Source organism: Micromonospora sp. NPDC005197, assembly GCF_040608295.1.
Lineage (GTDB): Bacteria > Actinomycetota > Actinomycetes > Mycobacteriales > Micromonosporaceae > Micromonospora.
On sequence record NZ_JBEXHY010000100.1, the window covers coordinates 1 to 20,132 of the forward strand.

Sequence of the window (20,132 nt, forward strand, 5' to 3'; positions counted from 1 at the left end):
AACTCCAGATCTTGGACAGTTTCCGTCCGCGCCGAACGGAAACTGTCCAAGATCTTGCTGTGGTGGAGGAGCGTGCGCGGTCGCGACGCCCCGCGGGGGCGCGTCCGGGCGGTTGGTCTGCGGGAATGCGTCGCATTGCCGGGGTACGGCGCGTGGCGGTCCGGCCCGGCCGCGCCTCGCGGTGGCGTCCCACCCCCCGGTCGAGGGCTTGACCCGGGCAGCCTCGTGCCGCATTGTCGACCAAGTTGATAGGAGATACCGAAAAGTCAGGGGGCGCTCGTGCGCAAGCTGCTGGTCCTCGCTCTGGTCGGGCTCGTCGCGCAGTTGATCGATGGTTCGCTCGGTATGGCGTACGGGTTGACCTCGTCCACGTTGCTGCTGGTCGTCGGGGTCGCTCCCGCTGCCGCCTCGGCGTCGGTGCACCTGGCCGAGATCGGCACCACGCTCGCGGCCGGGGTCGCACACTGGCGGTTCGGCAACGTCGACTGGCGGGTGGTGACCCGCATCGCCCTGCCGGGCGCGATCGGCGCGTTCGCCGGGGCCACCCTGCTCAGCTCGATCTCCACCGAGTCAGCCGCGCCGTGGATGGCCGCCATCCTCTTCACTTTGGGCGCGTACCTGCTGCTGCGCTTCGCCCGACCGCTGCGTACCGGCCGGGTCGGCGGACGGCTGCGCGGACGCTTCCTCGGCCCCCTGGGCCTGGTCGCCGGCTTCGTCGACGCGACCGGCGGTGGCGGGTGGGGCCCGGTCGCCACCCCGGCGCTGCTGGTCTCCGGTCGGATGGAGCCCCGCAAGGTGATCGGCTCGGTCGACACCGCCGAGTTCGTCGTGGCTGGCGCCGCAAGCGTCGGTTTCCTGATCGGCCTGGGCACGGAGGGGTTCCTTCTCCCCACCGTCGTGGCCCTGCTGATCGGCGGGCTCATCGCCGCCCCGCTGGCCGCCTGGCTGGTGCGCATCGTGCCCGCCCAACTGCTGGGCGCGGCGGTCGGTGGCGTGATCGTGCTGACCAACGCCCGCACCCTGATCCGGTCCGCCGAGCTGGACGGCCCGCTCCGCCCCACCCTGTACGCCCTGCTGGCCGCCGCTTGGCTGACCGCGCTGATCTTCGCCGTGCGGGCCCTGCGCCGCACCCGCCGCGCCCGCGCCACCGTCGCCGCCGCCCCGACCGTCGCTCCCGCCGTCGCTCCTGCCGCCGACGTGATGCCGGCGGATCTGGCCACAACGGGTACGCCCAGCCCGCGCTGACCGGCGGGGCGCGGGTCAGTGGGTGGGGAGGTCGTCGGCCGCGCCGGCGAGCAGCGTCCACGCCTCGTCGACGTGTGCCTCGGTGGTCTGCGGTGCGCCGACGGCCAGCCGCAGCGTGTAGCGGCCGGCCACGCGGGTGTGGGTCAGGTGTGCCCGCCCGGTGCCGTTGACCCGGGCCAGCAGCTCGGCGTTGGTGTCGTCGTCGGCGCGCAGCCGGAAGCAGACCAGCGAGAACGGGTGCGCCGCGGCCAGCTCGAACCGGTCGTCCGCGCGGACCCGGTCGGCGAACCGGGCGGCCAGCGCCACGCCGGAGCGGATGTGCGCCCGCAGCCCCTCGGCGCCGTACCAGCGCAGCACGAACCACAGCTTCAGGGCCCGGAAGCGGCGGCCCAGGGGCACCTGCCAGTCCCGGTAGTCGATCACCGCCCCGGATTCGGAGGCGGCGTTGCGCAGGAACTCCGGGAGCACGGTCAGCGCTTCGATCAGTTCGGCGCGGTCGGCCACCCAGAACGCGTCGCAGTCGAAGCCGGTGAGCAGCCACTTGTGCGGGTCGAAACAGTAGGAGTCCGCGTACTCCAGGCCGGCGTGCGACCAGCGCAGCTCGGGGCAGACGGCGGCGGCGCCCGCGTACGCCGCGTCCACGTGCAGCCAGATCCCGTACTCGGCGCAGATCGCCCCGATCTCGGGCAGCGGATCGACGGCGGTGGTGGAGGTGGTGCCGATGGTGGCGACCACGATGGCGGGTACGTCCCCGGCGGCCAGGTCCGCCTCGATCGCGGCCCGCAGCGCGTCGGGGCGCAGCGCCTGGGTGTCCGGGTCCACGTCGATCGGCCGGATCCCGTCGCCGCCCAACCCGGCGATCCGTGCGGCCTTCTCGATCGAGGAGTGCCCGTGCACGGAGGTGTACGCGCGATAGCGCCGGTCGATTCCGGTGACGCGCCAGCGACCCGCGCTGGCGCGGTGCAGCGCGGCGAGGGTGGCCACCAGGGTCGCCGAGGAGGCCGAGTCCTGGATGACGCCGCCACCGGCGCCGGTCGACCGGAAGCGTTGCGGCAGGTCGAGCAGCTGGGCCAGCCAGTCCATCATGACCGTCTCCAGCTCGGTGCAGGCCGGGCTGCTGGCCCACAGCATGCCCTGCACGCCGAGGCCCGAACTGACCAGGTCGCCGAGCAGACTCGGGCCGGAGGTGTTCGCGGGGAAGTAGCCGAAGAAGCTCGGGTGCTGCCAGTGGGTCAGCCCCGGTAGGACGATCGCGTCCAAGTCGGCGAGGACCGCCTCGACCGGCTCGCCGCCGGTGGTGGGCGGCGCGCTCGGCAGGGCCTTGGCCACCGTCCCGGGTGGGTCGGCCGGGGCGACCGGCCGCTGGTGCAGCGTCGTCCAGTAGTCGGCGATCCAGTCGACGACGGCGTGGCCGGCGCGGCGGAACTCGTCCGGGTCCATGTGCGGGGCGCTCACCCGTACGAGTTGATCAGGCATCCCACCGCGGGGCAAGAGCACACGGTTCACGGTGGGGTGTGACATCCGTCGATATTGCGGAGCGGAAAGCGCTTGCCTTACGATGCGGCTGAGCCGGATCCGCGAGTTCCAGGGCGTTTCACCCCGACCAGATCGCCGTTCGTCGCCGCGGCGGCGGGCCGTTCACCGTGCTTCCCGGGCAGGGCAGGTGGACCACAGCGGTCATCACCGGATCCTCCGGAGGCAGTTCATGCACCCGTCCAGACAACGGCTGATCGTGCTGGCCGCGTCGACGGCCGCCGCCGTCGTGGCCGGCGCCGTCGGCACGGTCGTCGCCTCGGCCGCCGCCGTCGGCTGTCGCGTCGACTACCAGGTCACCAACCAGTGGCAGGGCGGCTTCGGCGCCAACGTCACCATCACCAACCTCGGCGAGGAGGTCAACGGCTGGGCCCTCACCTGGTCGTACGCCGCCGGCCAGCAGGTCACCCAGGCGTGGAACGCCACCGTCACCCAGTCCGGCGCCCAGGTGACCGCGCGCAACGTCGACTACAACGGCGCCCTCGCCACCAACGGCACCGCCTCGTTCGGGTTCAACGCCTCGTGGACGAGCAGCAACCCGGTGCCGGCCAGCTTCGCGCTCAACGGCGTCACCTGCACCGGGGCGCCGGCCACCGACGGCCCGACCACCCCGCCACCGACCACCCCACCGCCCACGACGCCACCGCCCACGACGCCGCCGCCGACCACTGCGCCGCCGACGACGCCGCCACCCACCACGCCTGGAGCCGGGGCGAAGCAGATGGAGAACCTGGACCGAGGGTTGATCAGCGTCCGCTCCGGCAGCGGCAACCTGGTGTCCTGGCGGCTGCTCGGCACCGAGACCTCCGGCGTGGCGTTCAACCTCTACCGGGGCTCGACCAGGGTCAACGCCACCCCGATCACCGGCGCCACCAGCTACCTCGACAGCGGCGCGGCGGCCGGGTCGGCGTACACCGTGCGGGCCGTGGTGGGCGGCGCCGAGCAGGCGGCGTCCGCGCCCGCCCTGCAGTTCGCCAACGGCTACCTGGACGTGCCGTTGCAGGTGCCGGCCGGCGGGACCACCCCCAGCGGGGAGAGCTACACCTACAGCGCCAACGACGCCTCCGTCGGCGACCTCAACGGCGACGGCACCTACGAGATCGTGCTCAAGTGGGATCCGTCCAACGCCAAGGACAACTCCCAGTCCGGCTACACCGGCAACGTCTACGTCGACGCGTACACCCTGACCGGCACCCGGTTGTGGCGGATCGACCTGGGCCGCAACATCCGCGCCGGCGCCCACTACACCCAGTTCCAGGTGTACGACTACGACGGCGACGGCCACGCCGAGGTGGCCATGAAGACCGCCGACGGCACCCGCTCCGGCACCGGCCAGCTCATCGGCTCGTCGTCGGCGGACTACCGCAACTCCAGCGGCTACGTGCTCTCCGGCCCGGAGTACCTGACCATGTTCAACGGTCAGACCGGCGCGATCGCATCCACCGTGAACTACGACCCGCCGCGCGGCACCGTGTCGTCCTGGGGCGACTCGTACGGCAACCGGGTGGACCGGTTCCTCGCCGGCACCGCCTACCTGGACGGGCAGCGCCCGTCGCTGATCATGGCCCGGGGCTACTACACCCGGGCGGTCATCGCGGCGTGGGACTTCCGCAACGGCACGCTGACCAAGCGCTGGACGTTCGACTCGAACGCCTCCGGCAACGGCGCCGCCGCGGGTCAGGGCAACCACCAGCTCTCCGTGGCCGACGTCGACGCCGACGGCCGCCAGGAGATCGTCTACGGCGCCGCCACGATCGACGACAACGGTCGGTTGCTCTACTCGACGGGCAACGGGCACGGCGACGCCCTGCACGTCGGGGACCTCGACCCGGGCCGCGCCGGCCTGGAGGTGTTCAAGGTCGACGAGGACGCGAGCAAGCCCAGCTCCTGGTTCGCGGACGCCCGTACCGGTCAGATCCTGTGGTCCACGCCGGCTTCCGGCGACAACGGCCGGGGTGTCTCCGCGGACATCTGGGCGGGCAGCCCCGGCGCGGAGTCGTGGTCGGCGGCCGTGTCCGGCCTGGCCAACACGCGCGGGCAGAACGTCGGGCGCAAGCCGTCGTCGACGAACTTCCTCGCCTGGTGGGACGGCGACCCGGTCCGCGAGCTGCTGGACGCCACGAAGATCGACAAGTACGGCACCAGCGGCGAGACCCGGCTGCTCACCGGCGATGAGGTGGCGTCCAACAACGGCACCAAGTCCACGCCGGCGCTCTCCGGCGACATCCTCGGCGACTGGCGCGAGGAGGTGATCTGGCGAACCACTGACAGCCGGGCGCTGCGCATCTACAGCACGCCCACTCCGACCAGCACCCGGATCCACACCCTGATGCACGATCCGCAGTACCGCGTGGCGATCGCGTGGCAGAACACCGCCTACAACCAGCCGCCACACCCGGGGTTCTTCATCGGCGACGGAATGGCCAGCCCACCCACCCCGAACATCTACCTACGCTGATCTGACAGTGGCGGTCCTGATCGGGTTCGCCTAGGGTGGCAGGCACCGGGCCGCAGCCGCGGAATCCGCACAGCTCCGGCCCGGTGCTCCACACCGCGGCATTCCCGACCCGTCCCGACCGGGAATGCCGTACCACCACCGGCACCAACATTAGGCACCGTCCGGGTCGCGGGGGTGACGCTGACGTGAAGATCGTGTTTCACGCGTCCCGGCGCAGACCCCCCGCCACCTGCTCGGCGATCAACTCGTACGACCGCACCCGGTCGGCGACGTCGTAGACCAGGGTGGTGAGCATCAGCTCGTCCGCGCCGGTGCGCTCCTGCAACTCGGTCAACTGCCGGCGCACCGTCTCCGGCGAGCCCAGCGCCTGACCGTCACGGCGCTGCAGCACGAACTCCCGCTCCATCTCGGTGTACGGGTACGCCGCCGCCTCGTCGGGCGTCGACAGCGGCTCCGGTCGACCGGAGCGCAGCTTCAGAAACGACAGCGCGCTCGGCCCAGCCAGCCACTCGGCCCGCTCGTCGGTCTCGGCGCAGACCGCGTTGACGGCCACCATCGCGTACGGCTTGTCCAGCCACTGCGACGGCCGGAAGTTCTGCCGGTACAGCGCCAGCGCCGGCAGCGTGTTCGCCGAGCTGAAGTGGTGCGCGAAGGAGAACGGCAGACCCAGCAGGCCGGCCAGCTGGGCGCTGAAGCCGCTGGAGCCGAGCAGCCAGACGGCCGGCTGCTCACCCCGACCCGGGGTGGCGATGATCTGCCCCGGCTTCTCCCCGCTGAAGTAGTTCATCAGGTCCGCCAGCTCACGCGGGAAACCCTCCGCCGACAGGCCCTCCATGGTGCGCCGCAACGCCAGCGCGGTCACCTGGTCGGTGCCCGGGGCCCGCCCGATGCCCAGGTCGATCCGACCGGGGTGCAGCGCCTCCAGGGTGCCGAACTGCTCGGCCACCACCAGCGGCGCGTGGTTGGGCAGCATCACCCCGCCCGAGCCGAGGCGGATCGTCGACGTGTTCGCCGCCAGGTGCGCCAGCAGGACCGCCGGCGCGGAGCTGGCGATCGCCGGCATGTTGTGGTGCTCGGCCACCCAGAACCGGTGGTAGCCCAGCTCCTCGGTGCGTCGGGCCAGCTCGGTGGTGGCCTGCAGGGCCGCTCCGGCGGTGGTCCCGCGAGCGACCGGGGCAAGATCAAGAACAGACAACGGTACGGTGATCACACGCAGTGCCAACTCCCTGGCCTGCCCATTCATTCCGGCTGCCGCTCACCCCACCCCGCGGGCCTGCTCGAAGATCAGGCTGGTCTGCGTGTGCTGCACCACCGGGTCGACCGCGAGATGATCCAGCACGAAGTCCCGCAGCGCGTCACCCGACGCCGCCCGCACGTGCAGCACGTAATCCTCCGCGCCGGCCACGTGGAACACCGACACCACCCCGGGCAGGCGCACCGACCGGGCCCGGAACGCGTCCACCGCCGCCCGCTCGTGCGCGGTCAACCGCACCGACACCAACGCCTGCAACGGCAGACCCAGCGCGGCCGGATCCACCTCCGCGTGGAAACCCCGGATCGCCCCGCGCTCGCGCAACGCCCGCGTCCGCGTCAGGCACGTCGACGGCGCCACTCCCACCCGCTCGGCGAGCGCGTTGTTCGGCAACCGGCCGTCCGCCGCCAACTCGGCGAGGATCGCGCGGTCCACCTCGTCCAGGGCCGGATACGGCCGCACTTCGTTCGGCTCAGGGGGCATCCGAGCATCCTCCACCGAATATCCCGACGAAGCCAGCCCTCATCTCAGAATTATTCACCAAACCATTGCCCTCTCGGCACCGGATGTTCGACGCTACCGCCATGACGACGGTGGACACCCGGGCCGTACACGCCGGCCGCGACGACCTGCGCACGCTCGGCGTGCACGTGCCACCGATCGACCTCTCCACCACCAACCCACTGCCCTCGGTCGACGACGGCGGCAACGCCTACGAACAACTCGCCACCGGCGGCACCCTCCCCGCCGACGGCAGCGCCGTCTACCAGCGGCTCTGGAACCCCACCGTCGCCCGCTTCGAGACGGCCCTCGCCGAACTGGAGGGCACCGCCCAGGCCGTCGCCTTCGCCAGCGGCATGGCCGCCCTCACCGCCACCCTGCTCGCCGCCACCCGCGACGGCCACCGCCACATCGTCGCCGTCCGACCCCTCTACGGCGGCACCGACCACGTCCTCGCCACCGGCCTGCTCGGCACCACCGTCACCTGGGCCCACCCCGACCAGGTCGCCGCCGCCATCCGCCCCGACACCGCGCTGGTCGTCATCGAGACGCCCGCCAACCCCACCCTCGACCTCGTCGACATCGCCGGCCTCGCCACCGCCGCCGGCGACGTACCCCTGCTCGTCGACAACACCGTCGCCACCCCCGTGCTCCAACAACCCGCCCGGCACGGCGCCACCCTCGTCCTGCACAGCGCCACCAAGAGCATCGGTGGGCACGGTGACGTCCTCGCCGGCGTCGTCGCCTGCGACGCCGACTGGGCCGTCCGACTGCGCCAGGTCCGCGCCGTCACCGGCGCGATCCTGCACCCCCTCGGCGGCTATCTCCTGCACCGCGGCCTGCAGACCCTGCCGCTGCGGGTCCGCGCCCAACAGGCCACCGCCGAGAAACTCGCCGGCTGGCTCGTCGACCACCAGGCCGTACACCGGGTGCACCACCCCTCGGTGTACGACCCGGCGGCGCTGGTCGGCCGGCAGATGGCCGGCCCCGGCAGCCTGCTCGCCTTCGAGGTACGCGGCGGCGCGCCCGCCGCCGCCACCGTCGCCGCCGCCTGCCGACTGATCACCCACGCCGTGTCCCTCGGCGGCGTGGACACCCTCATCCAGCACCCCGCCTCGCTCACCCACCGGCCCGTCGAGGGCGACGCGAAGCCCGACGGCGCGCTGCTGCGCCTCTCCGTCGGCCTGGAAGACCCCGACGACCTGCGCGCCGACCTCGCCCAGGCGCTCGACACGATCGCCTGATCAGCGCAGCTCGCGGTTGCCCAACACCCGGGTCGGCGCGCCCTCCCGGGCCACGCGCAGCATCGCCCGACCAATCCCGTCCGTCGTGGTGACCTGGTTGGGGAAGAGGCGCCTCAGCACCGGGAACAGCGGACGGGTGACCGCGTACCCCAACCGGTACCACCGCGTCTTCGACACCGCCCCGTGCGTCGGCTGGATGAAACCCGGTCGCGCCGCGTACCCGTTGGGCAGCAGATCGATGATCGCGTTCTCGGCACGGCCCTTGACCCGCGCCCACATCACCCGGCCCTGTTCGGTCGAGTCGGTGCCGACGCCCGAGACGTAGACGAACGTGACCCGCGGACTCACCTCGGCCAACACCCGCGCCGCCGCCAGCGGATAGTCGTAGCTGATCCGGGTGTACGCCGCCTCGTCCAGACCCAGCGACGAGACGCCCAGGCAGTAGAAGCAGGCGTCGACGCCGGTCAGCTCCGCGCGTACCGTCTCCAGGTCACCCACGTCGGGGACCGTCAGCTCCCGCAGCTTCGGATCCTGCCGACCGGTCGGCCTCCGGCCGACGGTGAGCACCTCCCGCACGTCCTCGGCGAGCAGACACTCCCGCAGCACGCCCTGGCCGACCATCCCGGTCGCACCGAAAATGACCACCCGCATCAGAACCCGCCCTCTGTCGTCGACCCCCGCACAGGCTCCCACGCACGCGATGCCGCTGCCCCATCCACCGGTCGATCATGAAGTTATCGCCTTCGATGTCGGCGTGTCGGCGCAATAACCTCATGATCACCAGGGTTGGGCGGCCTGGCGGGGTCAGGACTTGGGGCCGACGTGCCGGTCGAGCGCGGCTACCGCGTCGCGCCGCGCCACCGACAGCGAGTTGCGACGGTTCATCCGCCAGGCGATGCCGAGCAGGTCGAGGCCCCACTGGCAGAGCCCCATGATGTCCGTCGACTCGTTGACAAACATGTAGCGCGGGTAGACGTACGCCCTGCCGCGCATGGTCACCCGGTTGGCGATGCGGCAGCCGTCGGAGTGGAACAGCCCTCTCAGGAAGTCGCCGGGGTGCTGCTCCATGATCGGCCTTTGCCAGTCGGCGAGGACGATCGGTCGCTCGTGCTTCTTGCCGGGACCGTGCTGCGGGAGCAGGCAGGGCCAGTGGAGGCCGTAACTCTGCACGCCCACGCAACCCTGCTTCTGGACCCGTTGCACCTTCGAGGCCAACACGGCTCGCATGGCCACATCGCACGCCTCGATCAGCCCGGGCCAGGCATTGGAACAGTAGATGCGCAACACCGGAACACGCGCCGCCGTCACCAGGTGGCCGTCGCCCAGGTAGAGACCGAGCAGGTAGGCGTAGGCCGCGGGGTCTGTCGGACTATCGACACCTTCACGGCAGCGGAAACACCGGAGCTGGGTGCCCTGGAACTTCGCTTCCGGCCGGTCGTTGCACCAGTGCCAGACCGTGCGATATGGCAGACCGACAGCCCGAGCGGTGTCGGCGACAGTGCCGCCCGCGAGGAAGAACTGGCGTGCACGAGCACGGATCTCAGGTGGATGCACGGGACCATGCTCGAACATCCGTACGACATTAATTTGTGCCCTCGGTGGGATTCGAACCCACACTGTATGGAGTTTGAGACCATTGCCTGCTGCCAGTTGGGCTACGAGGGCGCTTCCCTGATTCAGCCCTGACAGGATACCCACTACGCTGAGGGCGGTGACACCCGGCTGGGCGGGTGTCGGGTTCGAACTGGTGGGGGTAGGGCTGGTGGCTGAGATGCCGACGGATGCCGAGCGCAGGCGCGTACTGATCGCCGAGGACGAGGCGCTGATCCGGCTGGACCTCGCCGAGATGCTTGTCGAAGAGGGCTACGAGGTGGTGGGGGAGGCCGGCGACGGCGAGACCGCCGTGCGCCTCGCCGAGGAGCTGAAGCCCGACCTCGTCATCCTCGACATCAAGATGCCGATCATGGATGGGCTGGCCGCCGCCGAGCGGATCGCCGGCGCCCGGATCGCCCCGGTGATCATCCTGACCGCGTTCAGCCAGCGGGACCTGGTGGAGCGGGCGCGGGCGGCGGGCGCGATGGCGTACCTGGTGAAGCCCTTCCAGAAGAGTGACCTGGTCCCGGCGGTGGAGATCGCGCTGTCGCGCTACTCGGAGGTCGCGGCCCTGGAGGCGGAGGTCGCGAGCCTGACCGACCGCCTGGAGATCCGCAAGACGGTCGAGCGCGCCAAGGGCGCGCTGATGACGACGTACGGGATGACCGAGCCGCAGGCGTTCAAGTGGATCCAGCGCACGGCGATGGACCACCGGATGACCATGAAGGAGGTCGCCGAGCGGATCCTCGCGGAGACCGCCGGCGGCGAGGTGGCGCAGCAGCCGACCGTCTGAGCGGCTGCTCTGCTCGGGGTCACCGCGGGCGGCGGGTGGTGGTTAGCATCGACGGGTGTCCGTCCGACGGGTGATCGCGGTGTTCGGCCTGTTCGCGCTGCTGCTCGCCGGCTGTGACGGGCCGACCGCGCCGACCGGTGGGCGGCCGTCCGCTGCCGCCGCGCCCGCGCTGCGGCCGGCGTGGCAGGCGTTGACGCTGCCGGCGCCGCCGGGTGGCGCGGGCCGCCTGTTGGTACGCGACGTGGCGGCGTGCGCGGGCCGGTGGTTCCTGGTCGGCGGCGTCGCGGACGCCGCTGGCGGCACGCGCCCGGCGGTCTGGACCAGCGTGGACGGTACGGCGTGGACGGTCCTGCCGGTGCGGGCGGATTCGTTCTACGGCAAGCAGAACGTGCTGTCGTCGGTGGCGTGCCGCGACGGCCGGGCGGCGGTGATCGGCGCGAAGGTCGGCGGGGCGCACGGCTATCCGCGGGTGAGCACGTGGCGGCAGGTGGCCGACGGCGCGCTGGTCGAGGTGCAGGCGTCCTTCGAGACGTACGGCGGGCCGAAGGCGGTGAACGTGTCCCGCCTGGCGGCGGGTCCCTCGGGCTGGTTGATCGTGGGCAACCGTTCGGCGGGTGCGGCCTCGTGGGTGTCGTCGCCGGAGGCGGCCGAGTTTGCGCTGGTGGAGGGCGCGCCGGGGCTGGCGAGTGACACCACGGGGGTGACCTGGGCGTTCGACGCGGCGGCGACGTCGTCGGGTTGGCTGGCCGTGGGTGGTCTGCTGCCGGCCGGCCGGATCGACCGGGACCCGGCGGTGTGGTCGTCGCCGGACGGGCGGTCGTGGCAGCGCACGGTGTTGCCGGGTGGCCCGGAGTACGAGGAGTTGCAGCGGGTGGCGCTGGCCGGTGGGGTGCCGGTGGCGGTCGGGCTGCGGGGTGCGACGTTCGGCGCGTGGCGTCAGGAGGCGGCGGGCTGGGTGGCGGCGGGGACGTTCGGGCGGCGGTCCGCGGCGGGGGTGCCTCAGGTGGCGTCGCTGGTGGCCTCCGGTGATCGGCTGTTCGCCGCGGTGACGGACGGTGCGCGTTACTCGGTGTGGGTGTCGACCGATCGGGGTGGATCGTGGCGGGAGGCCGCGATGCCGCTCGATGTGGCGGCGGGTGCCGACCGGGACGTGGCGCTGGTCGCGGTGGGTGAGCGGTGGTGGCTGGCGGTGGACGACGGTTCGCGGTCCGGGCTGTGGTGGGCGGGCGGGGTGGGCGCCTGAGGGTGGGGCCTGGTGGTCCCGTGGCCGGGCGGCCGACTGTCCGGATTGTTTGCGCAGGTCAGATCGTCTTTTCGGTGGGCTCCGTCGGTCCGGGTGGGTGGGCGGGCGCTCAGACCGACCGTGGGCTTAAGGACCGATCGACGGATTCACCTGTTACGGGCATCGACAGGATTGCCCGCGTCTTCGTAACGGTTTCGCAGACCCCGCGTTCAGGCCTTCCGGGACGGTATGCGGTGTCGGTACGCTCCGCCATCACGAGCCGTTACGCAGGGGGCGTCCCTGCGGGGTGGGTGGATCTGCGGTCCGCGTGCTGTCGCCGTCACTACGGGTCAGCCGCGTCCGCATCTGGAGGAGGTCAGGAAGCCGTGAGGCGAAGCTATGTACGGGCGCTGGGCACTGTTGCGCTCGCCGCGACCCTGGTGGTCGCGGCTGGTTGCCAGGATTCCGGTGGCGGCGACGGTGGGACCGCGTCCGGTGACTGCGGTGGCAAGATCGCGATCTTCGGCGCGTTCACCGGTGACAACGCGGGTCTGGTGATCCCGTCGCTCAACGGCGCGAAGCTCGCCGTGAAGCAGTTCAACGAGGCGAACCCGAACTGCAAGGTCGAGATGCAGCCGTTCGACACCCAGGGTGACCCGGCTGTCGCGACCCCGTTCGCGAACCAGATCGCGGGTGACAAGTCGTTCCTCGGTGTCATCGGTGGCCACTTCTCCGGTGAGTCGGACGCCACCATGCCGATCTACCAGGCCGCTGGCCTGGCCATGATCAGCCCGTCGGCGACCCGTACGGACCTGACCCAGAAGGGCAACACGTCCTTCTACCGGGTCGTCGGCAACGACGGCACGCAGGCCGGCGCGGTGGCGAGCTACCTGAAGGCGCAGAACGCCGCCAAGGTCTTCATGATCGACGACGGCAGCGCCTACGGCGCGGGCATCACCGCCGAGCTGGGCAAGAACCTCGGCCCGGCGCTGGCTGGCAGCGACAAGATCCAGGAGAAGCAGTCGCAGTTCGACGCGACCATCTCCAAGATCAAGGCGAAGCAGGCCGACTTCGTCTTCTACGGCGGTTACACCCGTGAGGCCGCTCCGCTGGTGAAGCAGATGCGCGCTGCCGGTGTCCAGGCCAAGTTCGTCGGCCCGGACGGCCTGTACGACCCGGCGTTCCCGGCGGGTGCCTCCGGCGGCGCCGAGGGCGCGATCATCACCTGCCCGTGCCTCCCGGCCGACAAGGCCGGCGGCACCTTCGCCGCCGACTACCAGAAGGAGTACGGCATCGCGCCGGGCTCCTACGGCGCTGAGGGCTTCGACGGCGCGCAGATCTACCTCGACGCGTTCAAGGCCGGCAAGAAGACCCGGGCCGACATCCTGGCCTTCGTGAAGTCCTACGACAAGCAGGGCGTGTCGAAGTACATCAAGTTCGACGACAAGGGCGACGTCGACCCGTCGAAGGTCGTCATCTGGGCCTACCAGATCAAGGGCAAGGAGATCACCGCGCTGCAGGAGCTCAAGCTCAGCTGACGGCACGGCAAACGGGGTGCGGCCGGGGTTTCTCCCCGGCCGCACTCGATTCAAGGAGACCCCGGTGAATTTCGACGAACTCTTCGGCCACCTCGGCCAGCACACCGTCGACGGGTTGTCCAAGGGGGCGATCTACGCCCTGATCGCCCTGGGCTACACCCTCGTCTACGGCGTCCTTCGCCTGATCAACTTCGCTCACTCCGAGGTCTTCATGGTCGGCACCTTCGCGGTGCTGGGCGTGTGGAGCGCCTTCGGTGTGCAAAATAACCCGCCGGTCGGACAGGCCGTGCTCTTCCTCGTACTCGGTCTGGTGGCCGCGGCGGTCGCGTCGGGCGGCACGGCCCTGGCGATCGAGCGGATCGCCTACCGGCCGCTGCGCCGCAAGAACGCCCCGCCGCTGATCTTCCTGATCACCGCGATCGGCCTCTCCCTGGTGCTGGTCGAGGTCTTCGGCCTGCTGCTGCCCGACACCGTCGGCGGCACGTTCCCGGACCTGTTCGGCCGGCCGCGGCAGATCGTCGGCATGCCGACGATGATCAAGCAGGAGACGCTGTTCTCCATCGGCGGCACGAACATCACCAACATCCAGGTGATCGTGTTCGTGTCGGCCGTGGTGATGATGGCCGCGCTGGACTGGTTCATCAACCGCACCCGGTACGGGCGGGGCGTGCGCGCCGTCGCCCAGAACCCGGAGACGGCGGCCCTGATGGGCGTCAACCAGGAGCGCGTGATCATGCTGATCTTCGTGCTCGGCGGGATGATGGCCGGCGCGGCCGCGCTGCTGTGGAGCATGCGCTTCGGCTTCACCCAGAACAGCATCGGCTTCGTGCTGGGCCTCAAGGCGTTCACCGCCGCCGTTCTCGGCGGTATCGGCAACCTGCGCGGTGCCCTGGTGGGCGGCCTCTTCCTCGGTCTCGTCGAGGTCTATGGAGCCACCCTCTTCGCGTCGAACTGGGAGGACGTCATCGCCTTCGTGGTGCTGATCGCGGTGCTGATGTTCCGGCCCACCGGTCTGTTGGGTGAGTCGCTGGGGAGGGCCCGCGCATGATGAACTCCATTCGCGGCGCCGACCGGCGTCGGGTCAGCCTGCTTACCGGCGTCGGCGACCGGTTCCGGGCGCTGCCGAAGTGGCAGCGGGCCGCGGCCTTCCTGGCCTTCGTGGCGTTCCTCTACTACCTGCCGCTACTCGGTATCCCCGGCCTCACCTGGCTGCGGACCGACTCGATCGCCGGCGGCAACAACTGGGCCGGTGTGCTCTTCATCTGCGCCATCTACGTGCTGGTCGCGATCGGCCTGAACGTGGTGGTCGGCCTCGCCGGTCTGCTGGACCTGGGTTACATCGGCTTCTTCGCCGTCGGGGCCTACAGTGTGGCGCTGTTCGGTTCGGTGAACTCGCCGGTGGTGAAGTGGATCCAGCAGAAGTTCGACCTGCCGCCGACCTGGGCGGTCACCTGGGCGATCTGCCTGTTCATCGCGATCGTCCTGACGATGATCTTCGGGGTGCTGCTGGGCTGGCCGACGCTGCGGCTGCGCGGCGACTACCTGGCCATCGTGACCCTCGGCTTCGGTGAGATCATCCGGATCGTGGCCCGCAACGCCACCAGCATCACCAACGGCAACCAGGGCATCTCCGCGATCCCGGGGCCGGAGGGCCCGCCGTCGGCCGACAACCAGATCTTCGGGCTGATCGACGCGAAGCCCTGGTACTGGCTGGCAATCACGGTGGTGCTGCTGATGGTCTTCGCGGTGCGCCGGCTCGAGCACAGCCGGGTCGGCCGAGCCTGGCTCGCCGTCCGGGAGGACGAGGACGCCGCGGCGGTGATGGGGGTCTACCCGTTCAAGTTCAAGCTCTGGGCGTTCGCCATCGGCGCCGCCCTGGGCGGGCTCTCCGGGTTCCTCTTCGCCAGCCGTAACGCGTTCATCGACCCGACCCAGTTCAACGCGAACCTCTCCATCCTCTTCGTCGCCATGGTCGTGGTCGGCGGCTCGGGGAACATGATCGGGGTCTCGCTCGGCGCGGTGCTGCTCGCCTACCTGCCGGAGCGGTTCCGGGAGGTCGCCGACTACCGGTGGCTGGCCTTCGGCCTGGCCATGGTCGTGGTGATGATCCTGCGTCCGCAGGGCCTGATCCCCAGCCGGCGGCGGGCCCGCGAGCTCAAGGACCGCGCGGCGGCGGCAGAGGAGGCGCCCGCTCATGTCTGACCAGACGACCGACACCGTGACGCCGAAGATCCCGACCCAGCCGGGGCCTCGGCAGGTGCTTCTCGAAGTCGACGACGTCACGCTCCGCTTCGGCGGCGTGGTCGCCCTCGACAAGATCAATTTCCAGATCTACGAGGGCGAGATCCTCGGCCTCATCGGGCCGAACGGCGCCGGCAAGACCACCAGCTTCAACGTGATGACCGGGGTCTACAAGCCGACGTCGGGCGCGGTCCGGTTCCGGGGCCAGAAGGTGACCGGCCGCAAGCCGCACCAGATCAGCCAGTTGGGCATCTCCCGGACGTTCCAGAACATCCGTCTCTTCCCGGAGATGACGGCGCTGGAGAACGTCATGGTCGGCACGGACTCCCGGCACAAGACCAGTGTGCCGGGGGCGCTGTTCCGGCTCTACCGGGTGCGACCCAAGCCGGAGGAGCTGCCGCAGGTCACCGCCGCGTCCGGGATCGTCCGGACCTGGCAGCAGGTGCGCCTGAAGGCCGCGAAGATCTTCGGCCTGTCCCGGCACATCCTGGAGGAGCGGGCGGCGGAGGCCAAGGCGCTCGAGTTGCTGCGCTTCGTCGGGATCGCCGACCGGGCCAACGACGAGGCGCGCAACCTGCCGTACGGCTACCAGCGCCGGTTGGAGATCGCCCGCGCGCTGGCCACCGAGCCGAAGCTGATCTGCCTGGACGAGCCGGCCGCCGGCTTCAACCCGGCGGAGAAGGAGGAGCTCCTCACCCTGATCCGCAAGATCCGTGACATGGGCCTGACCGTCCTGCTCATCGAGCACGACATGCGGCTGGTCATGGGTGTCACCGACCGGATCGTGGTGCTGGAGTTCGGCCGCAAGATCGCCGAGGGTGCGCCCGCGGAGGTCAGCCGCGATCCGAAGGTGATCGCCGCGTACCTGGGGGAGCCCGCCGATGACGCTGCTTGAGCTCGAGAACGTCGCCGTCGCGTACGGCCGGATCGAGGCGTTGCACGGGATCAGCCTCACCGTCAACGAGGGTGAGGTGGTGGCCCTGATCGGCGCGAACGGCGCCGGCAAGACCACCACGATGCGGGCCATCTCCGGGACCAGGTCGCTCAGCACCGGGAAGATCACGTTCAACGGTGAGGACATCAGCAAGCTCCGGGCCGACCTGCGGGTGGTGCGGGGGTTGTGTCAGTCGCCGGAGGGGCGGCAGATCTTCCCCGGCATGACGGTCATGGAGAACCTGGACATGGGGGCGTACACCCGGCGGGACTCCGCCGGCATCGCCGCCGACCTGGATCGGGTGCTGACCCTCTTCCCACGGCTGGCCGAGCGGCGCAAGCAGGCCGGCGGCACCCTCTCCGGTGGCGAGCAGCAGATGCTCGCGGTCGGTCGGGCGCTGATGAGCCGTCCGAAGTTGCTGCTGCTCGACGAGCCGTCGATGGGTCTGGCCCCGTTGGTGATCCGGCAGATCTTCGACATCATCACCGAGATCAACCAGCAGGGCACGACGATCCTGCTGGTGGAGCAGAACGCCCAGCAGGCGCTGTCGCGGGCACACCGCGGCTACGTGCTGGAGACCGGTCAGATCGTGAAGGAAGGGTCCGGTCAGGACCTGCTGCACGACCCGTCGGTCAAGGAGGCGTACCTCGGCGTGGCCTGAGCCACCGCATCCGGCGGCCGGTCGTCCCCTCGTGGGCGGCCGGCCGTCGGCGTGCGTGCCGTGGGTTGTGTTTTCGCGCCCGTGGCGCGGTGCCGCCACCCTGGGTTGTCGGTGCGACGGACTAGAGTCGCTGCCGTGACAGCTACGACGCCGCGCCTGCTCCTCGTCGACGGACATTCCCTGGCATACCGGGCCTTCTTCGCCCTGCCGGTGGAAAACTTCTCCACCACGACGGGTCAGCCGACCAACGCGGTGTACGGCTTCACCTCAATGCTGATCAACGTCCTGCGCGACGAGCAGCCCACCCACATCGTCGTCGCCTTCGACGTCTCCCGCCGGTCCTTCCGCACCGAGAAGTACGCGGAGTACAAGGCCGGCCGCAGCGAGACCCCGACCGACTTCAAGGGCCAGGTCAGCCTCGTGAAGGAGGTCCTGGCGGCGCTGCAGATCCCGGTGGTCGAGATGGAGGGCTACGAGGCCGACGACGTCATCGCGACGCTCGCCTGCCAGGCCCGCGACCAGGGGATGACGGTGCTGATCAGCACCGGCGACCGGGACGCCTTCCAGCTCGTCGGTGACCAGGTCACCGTGCTCTATCCCCGCAAGGGCGTCTCCGACCTGGCCCGGATGGACCCGGCGGCGATCGAGGCGAAGTACGGCGTCGGGCCCGAGCGCTACCGCGACCTCGCCGCCCTGGTCGGCGAGACCAGCGACAACCTCCCCGGCGTGCCGGGCGTCGGCCCGAAGACCGCCGCCAAGTGGATCACCATGTACGGCAGCGTGGAGGGCGTGATCGCCCGCGCCGACGAGATCAAGGGCAAGGCCGGCGACAGCCTGCGGGAACGGCTCGCCGACGTGATCCGCAACTACGAGATCAATCGCCTGGTCTCCGACCTGGAGCTGCCGCTGCGCCCGGAGGACACCCGCTGGGCCGGCTGGGACCGGGAGGCCGTGCACCAGGTCTTCGACACGCTGGAGTTCCGCATCCTGCGCGACCGCCTCTACCAGTATCTGGAGGCCGTCGAGCCGGAGGCCGAGTCGGGCTTCGACCTGACCGGTGAGGTGCTCACCGAGCCGGGCGGGCTCGCCGCCTGGCTGGGCACGCACGCCCCGACCGGCACCCCGGTCGGGCTCGCGGTCAAGCTCGACACCGGCCCCAACCGCCGGCACACCGCCTCGATCACCGGTCTGGCGCTGGCCAGCGCCGGTGGCGCGGCCGCCTGGGTGGACCCGACCGGGCTCGACGCCTCCGACGAGAGCGCCCTCGCGGCGTGGCTGGCCGACGCGCAGCGGCCCAAGGTGCTGCACGACAGCAAGCCGGCGGTGCTGGCCTGCGCCGCACACGGCTGGGAGCTGGCCGGCATCGTCCGCGACACCCAGATCGCCGCGTACCTGGCCCGTCCCGACCAGCGGTCCTACGACCTGACCGACCTGGCCCTGCGCTACCTGCACCGCGAGCTGCGGGTGGACGTGCCCGAGACCGGGCAGCTCACCCTCGACGGGCTGGGCGACGAGGGCGTGGCCGAGCAGAACCTCATGCTCCAGGCCCGCGCCACCCTCGACCTCGCCGACGCGATCGACGCCGAGCTGTCCCGCGACGGTGAGCAGTCCGCGCGGCTGATGGCCGGGGTGGAGCTGCCGCTAATGCGGGTGCTCGCGGGCATGGAGCGCACCGGCATCGCCGCCGACAATGACTACCTGCACGAGTTGGAGGCGCACTTCGCCGGCGAGGTCAAGACCGCCGCGCAGGGCGCGTACGAGGCGGTGGGCCGAGAGTTCAACCTCGGCTCGCCCAAGCAGTTGCAGGAGATCCTCTTCACCGAGCTGGGCCTGCCGAAGACCAAGAAGATCAAGACGGGCTACACGACCGACGCCGACGCCCTGCAGTGGCTCTACGCGCAGCAGCCGCACCCGGTGCTGGCCCACCTGCTGCGCCACCGCGACGTCGCCAAGCTCAAGTCGACGGTGGACGGCCTGCTCAAGTCCGTCTCCGACGACGGCCGGATCCACACCACCTTCAACCAGACGGTGGCGGCCACCGGGCGCCTCTCCTCGACCGAGCCCAACCTGCAGAACATCCCGATCCGCACCGAGGAGGGCCGGCGCATCCGCCGGGCCTTCGTGGTGGGTGAGGGGTACGAGTGCCTGCTCACCGCCGACTACAGCCAGATCGAAATGCGGATCATGGCGCACCTTTCCTCGGACGACGCGCTGATCGAGGCGTTCAACTCCGGGGCCGACTTCCACGCCGCCACCGCCTCGTCGGTCTTCGGCGTGCCGGTCGACGAGGTCACTCCGGACCAGCGGCGCAAGATCAAGGCGATGAACTACGGCCTGGCGTACGGGCTCAGCGCGTTCGGCCTGTCCCAGCAGCTCAACATCAACACCGAAGAGGCGCGCGGCCTGATGGAGAACTACTTCGCTGGCTTCGGCGGAGTGCGCGACTACCTGCACCAGGTCGTCGCCAAGGCCCGTCAGGACGGCTACACCTCGACGATTCTGGGTCGCCGCCGCTACCTGCCCGACCTGGTGAGCGACAACCGGCAGCGCCGCGACATCGCCGAGCGGATGGCTCTCAACGCCCCCATCCAGGGCTCGGCCGCCGACATCATCAAGGTGGCGATGCTGCACGTCGACACCGCGCTCGCCGACGCCGGCCTGCGCTCCCGGATGCTGCTACAGGTGCACGACGAGCTGGTCTTCGAGGTCGCCCCGGGTGAGCGGGAGGCGTTGGAGGCGCTGGTGCGGCGTGAGATGGGTGGGGCGTACCCGCTGTCGGTGCCGCTGGAGGTGTCGGTCGGCGAGGGCCGGGACTGGAACAGCGCTGATCACTGATCTGGTTGTTGGTTGCGGTGGGGGGTTCCGGGGCAGCCCGACCCGCGCAGGGATCAAGCCTGACCGCCCGGAGCGGGTCGGG

16 protein-coding genes and 1 tRNA gene are annotated in these 20,132 nt (G+C 70.7%); 11 read left to right on the forward strand and 6 right to left on the reverse strand.

Annotated features, from left to right (window positions below):
* Positions 1-279: 279 nt before the first annotated feature.
* The gene (locus ABZU46_RS24600) at positions 280-1,245 is read left to right on the forward strand and encodes a sulfite exporter TauE/SafE family protein (RefSeq protein ID WP_354861428.1); all 966 of its coding nucleotides are present in this window, start codon (positions 280-282) and stop codon (positions 1,243-1,245) included.
* A 15-nt stretch (positions 1,246-1,260) separates the two neighbouring features.
* Here ABZU46_RS24600 and ABZU46_RS24605 read toward each other — a convergent pair whose 3' ends face one another.
* Entirely contained in the window at positions 1,261-2,700 is a 1,440-nt protein-coding gene (locus ABZU46_RS24605) for a pyridoxal-dependent decarboxylase (RefSeq protein WP_354861430.1), read from the reverse strand.
* 250 nt (positions 2,701-2,950) lie between these two features.
* Here ABZU46_RS24605 and ABZU46_RS24610 point away from each other — a divergent pair, with 250 nt between their 5' ends.
* Positions 2,951-5,236 carry a cellulose binding domain-containing protein gene (locus tag ABZU46_RS24610; RefSeq protein WP_354861431.1) on the forward strand — a complete coding sequence of 762 codons (2,286 nt, stop codon included), beginning with the start codon at positions 2,951-2,953 and terminating at the stop codon, positions 5,234-5,236.
* Between the two features lie 199 nt (positions 5,237-5,435).
* On the opposite strand, the gene ABZU46_RS24615 is transcribed toward ABZU46_RS24610, so the two are convergent.
* On the reverse strand, positions 5,436-6,458 hold the full coding sequence (locus ABZU46_RS24615; protein WP_354861432.1) for an LLM class flavin-dependent oxidoreductase: 1,023 nt from the start codon (positions 6,456-6,458) through the stop codon (positions 5,436-5,438).
* A gap of 33 nt (positions 6,459-6,491) precedes the next feature.
* Entirely contained in the window at positions 6,492-6,971 is a 480-nt protein-coding gene (locus ABZU46_RS24620) for an Lrp/AsnC family transcriptional regulator (protein ID WP_354861434.1), read from the reverse strand.
* 83 nt (positions 6,972-7,054) lie between these two features.
* Between ABZU46_RS24620 and ABZU46_RS24625 the strand changes: the two genes are divergently transcribed.
* Positions 7,055-8,233 (forward strand): aminotransferase class I/II-fold pyridoxal phosphate-dependent enzyme, encoded by a 1,179-nt coding sequence (locus ABZU46_RS24625; protein WP_354861436.1) that lies wholly within the window; start codon positions 7,055-7,057, stop codon positions 8,231-8,233.
* Here ABZU46_RS24625 and ABZU46_RS24630 read toward each other — a convergent pair whose 3' ends face one another.
* From ABZU46_RS24630 to ABZU46_RS24640, 3 genes are all read right to left on the reverse strand, one after another.
* A complete protein-coding gene (locus ABZU46_RS24630) occupies positions 8,234-8,884 on the reverse strand; it encodes an NAD-dependent epimerase/dehydratase family protein (protein WP_354861438.1) in 651 nt (216 codons plus the stop codon).
* 153 nt (positions 8,885-9,037) lie between these two features.
* A complete protein-coding gene (locus tag ABZU46_RS24635; protein ID WP_354861440.1) occupies positions 9,038-9,805 on the reverse strand; it encodes a transcriptional regulator in 768 nt (255 codons plus the stop codon).
* 18 nt (positions 9,806-9,823) lie between these two features.
* Positions 9,824-9,898, reverse strand: a tRNA-Leu gene (locus tag ABZU46_RS24640).
* A gap of 97 nt (positions 9,899-9,995) precedes the next feature.
* Here ABZU46_RS24640 and ABZU46_RS24645 point away from each other — a divergent pair.
* From ABZU46_RS24645 to polA, 8 genes are all read left to right on the forward strand, one after another.
* Entirely contained in the window at positions 9,996-10,619 is a 624-nt protein-coding gene (locus ABZU46_RS24645; RefSeq protein WP_234584542.1) for a response regulator, read from the forward strand.
* A gap of 55 nt (positions 10,620-10,674) precedes the next feature.
* Positions 10,675-11,862: a hypothetical protein gene (locus ABZU46_RS24650; RefSeq protein ID WP_354861442.1), complete on the forward strand. Its 1,188-nt coding sequence runs from the start codon at positions 10,675-10,677 to the stop codon at positions 11,860-11,862.
* 365 nt (positions 11,863-12,227) lie between these two features.
* Entirely contained in the window at positions 12,228-13,379 is a 1,152-nt protein-coding gene (locus ABZU46_RS24655; protein WP_354861444.1) for a branched-chain amino acid ABC transporter substrate-binding protein, read from the forward strand.
* A 64-nt stretch (positions 13,380-13,443) separates the two neighbouring features.
* Entirely contained in the window at positions 13,444-14,427 is a 984-nt protein-coding gene (locus ABZU46_RS24660) for a branched-chain amino acid ABC transporter permease (protein ID WP_354861446.1), read from the forward strand.
* A complete protein-coding gene (locus ABZU46_RS24665; RefSeq protein WP_354861447.1) occupies positions 14,424-15,581 on the forward strand; it encodes a branched-chain amino acid ABC transporter permease in 1,158 nt (385 codons plus the stop codon). Before ABZU46_RS24660 ends, ABZU46_RS24665 begins: the two co-directional genes overlap by 4 nt.
* On the forward strand, positions 15,574-16,515 hold the full coding sequence (locus ABZU46_RS24670; RefSeq protein ID WP_354861448.1) for an ABC transporter ATP-binding protein: 942 nt from the start codon (positions 15,574-15,576) through the stop codon (positions 16,513-16,515). The genes ABZU46_RS24665 and ABZU46_RS24670 overlap by 8 nt, the downstream gene beginning before the upstream one ends.
* On the forward strand, positions 16,502-17,215 hold the full coding sequence (locus ABZU46_RS24675; protein ID WP_354861450.1) for an ABC transporter ATP-binding protein: 714 nt from the start codon (positions 16,502-16,504) through the stop codon (positions 17,213-17,215). Before ABZU46_RS24670 ends, ABZU46_RS24675 begins: the two co-directional genes overlap by 14 nt.
* Before the next feature lie 135 nt (positions 17,216-17,350).
* Complete coding sequence (gene polA, locus ABZU46_RS24680) at positions 17,351-20,050, forward strand: DNA polymerase I (protein ID WP_354861451.1); 2,700 nt, start codon at positions 17,351-17,353, stop codon at positions 20,048-20,050.
* The last annotated feature ends 82 nt before the right edge of the window (positions 20,051-20,132 follow it).

Coding starts and splice junctions, on each gene's coding strand:
- ABZU46_RS24625 (WP_354861436.1), top strand. CDS start 7,055: ATGTTCGACGCTACCGCCATGACGACGGTGGACACCCGGGCCGTACAC.
- ABZU46_RS24635 (WP_354861440.1), bottom strand. CDS start 9,805: ATGTTCGAGCATGGTCCCGTGCATCCACCTGAGATCCGTGCTCGTGCA.
- ABZU46_RS24670 (WP_354861448.1), top strand. CDS start 15,574: ATGTCTGACCAGACGACCGACACCGTGACGCCGAAGATCCCGACCCAG.
- ABZU46_RS24675 (WP_354861450.1), top strand. CDS start 16,502: ATGACGCTGCTTGAGCTCGAGAACGTCGCCGTCGCGTACGGCCGGATC.
- ABZU46_RS24630 (WP_354861438.1), bottom strand. CDS start 8,884: ATGCGGGTGGTCATTTTCGGTGCGACCGGGATGGTCGGCCAGGGCGTG.
- ABZU46_RS24620 (WP_354861434.1), bottom strand. CDS start 6,971: ATGCCCCCTGAGCCGAACGAAGTGCGGCCGTATCCGGCCCTGGACGAG.
- ABZU46_RS24665 (WP_354861447.1), top strand. CDS start 14,424: ATGATGAACTCCATTCGCGGCGCCGACCGGCGTCGGGTCAGCCTGCTT.
- ABZU46_RS24610 (WP_354861431.1), top strand. CDS start 2,951: ATGCACCCGTCCAGACAACGGCTGATCGTGCTGGCCGCGTCGACGGCC.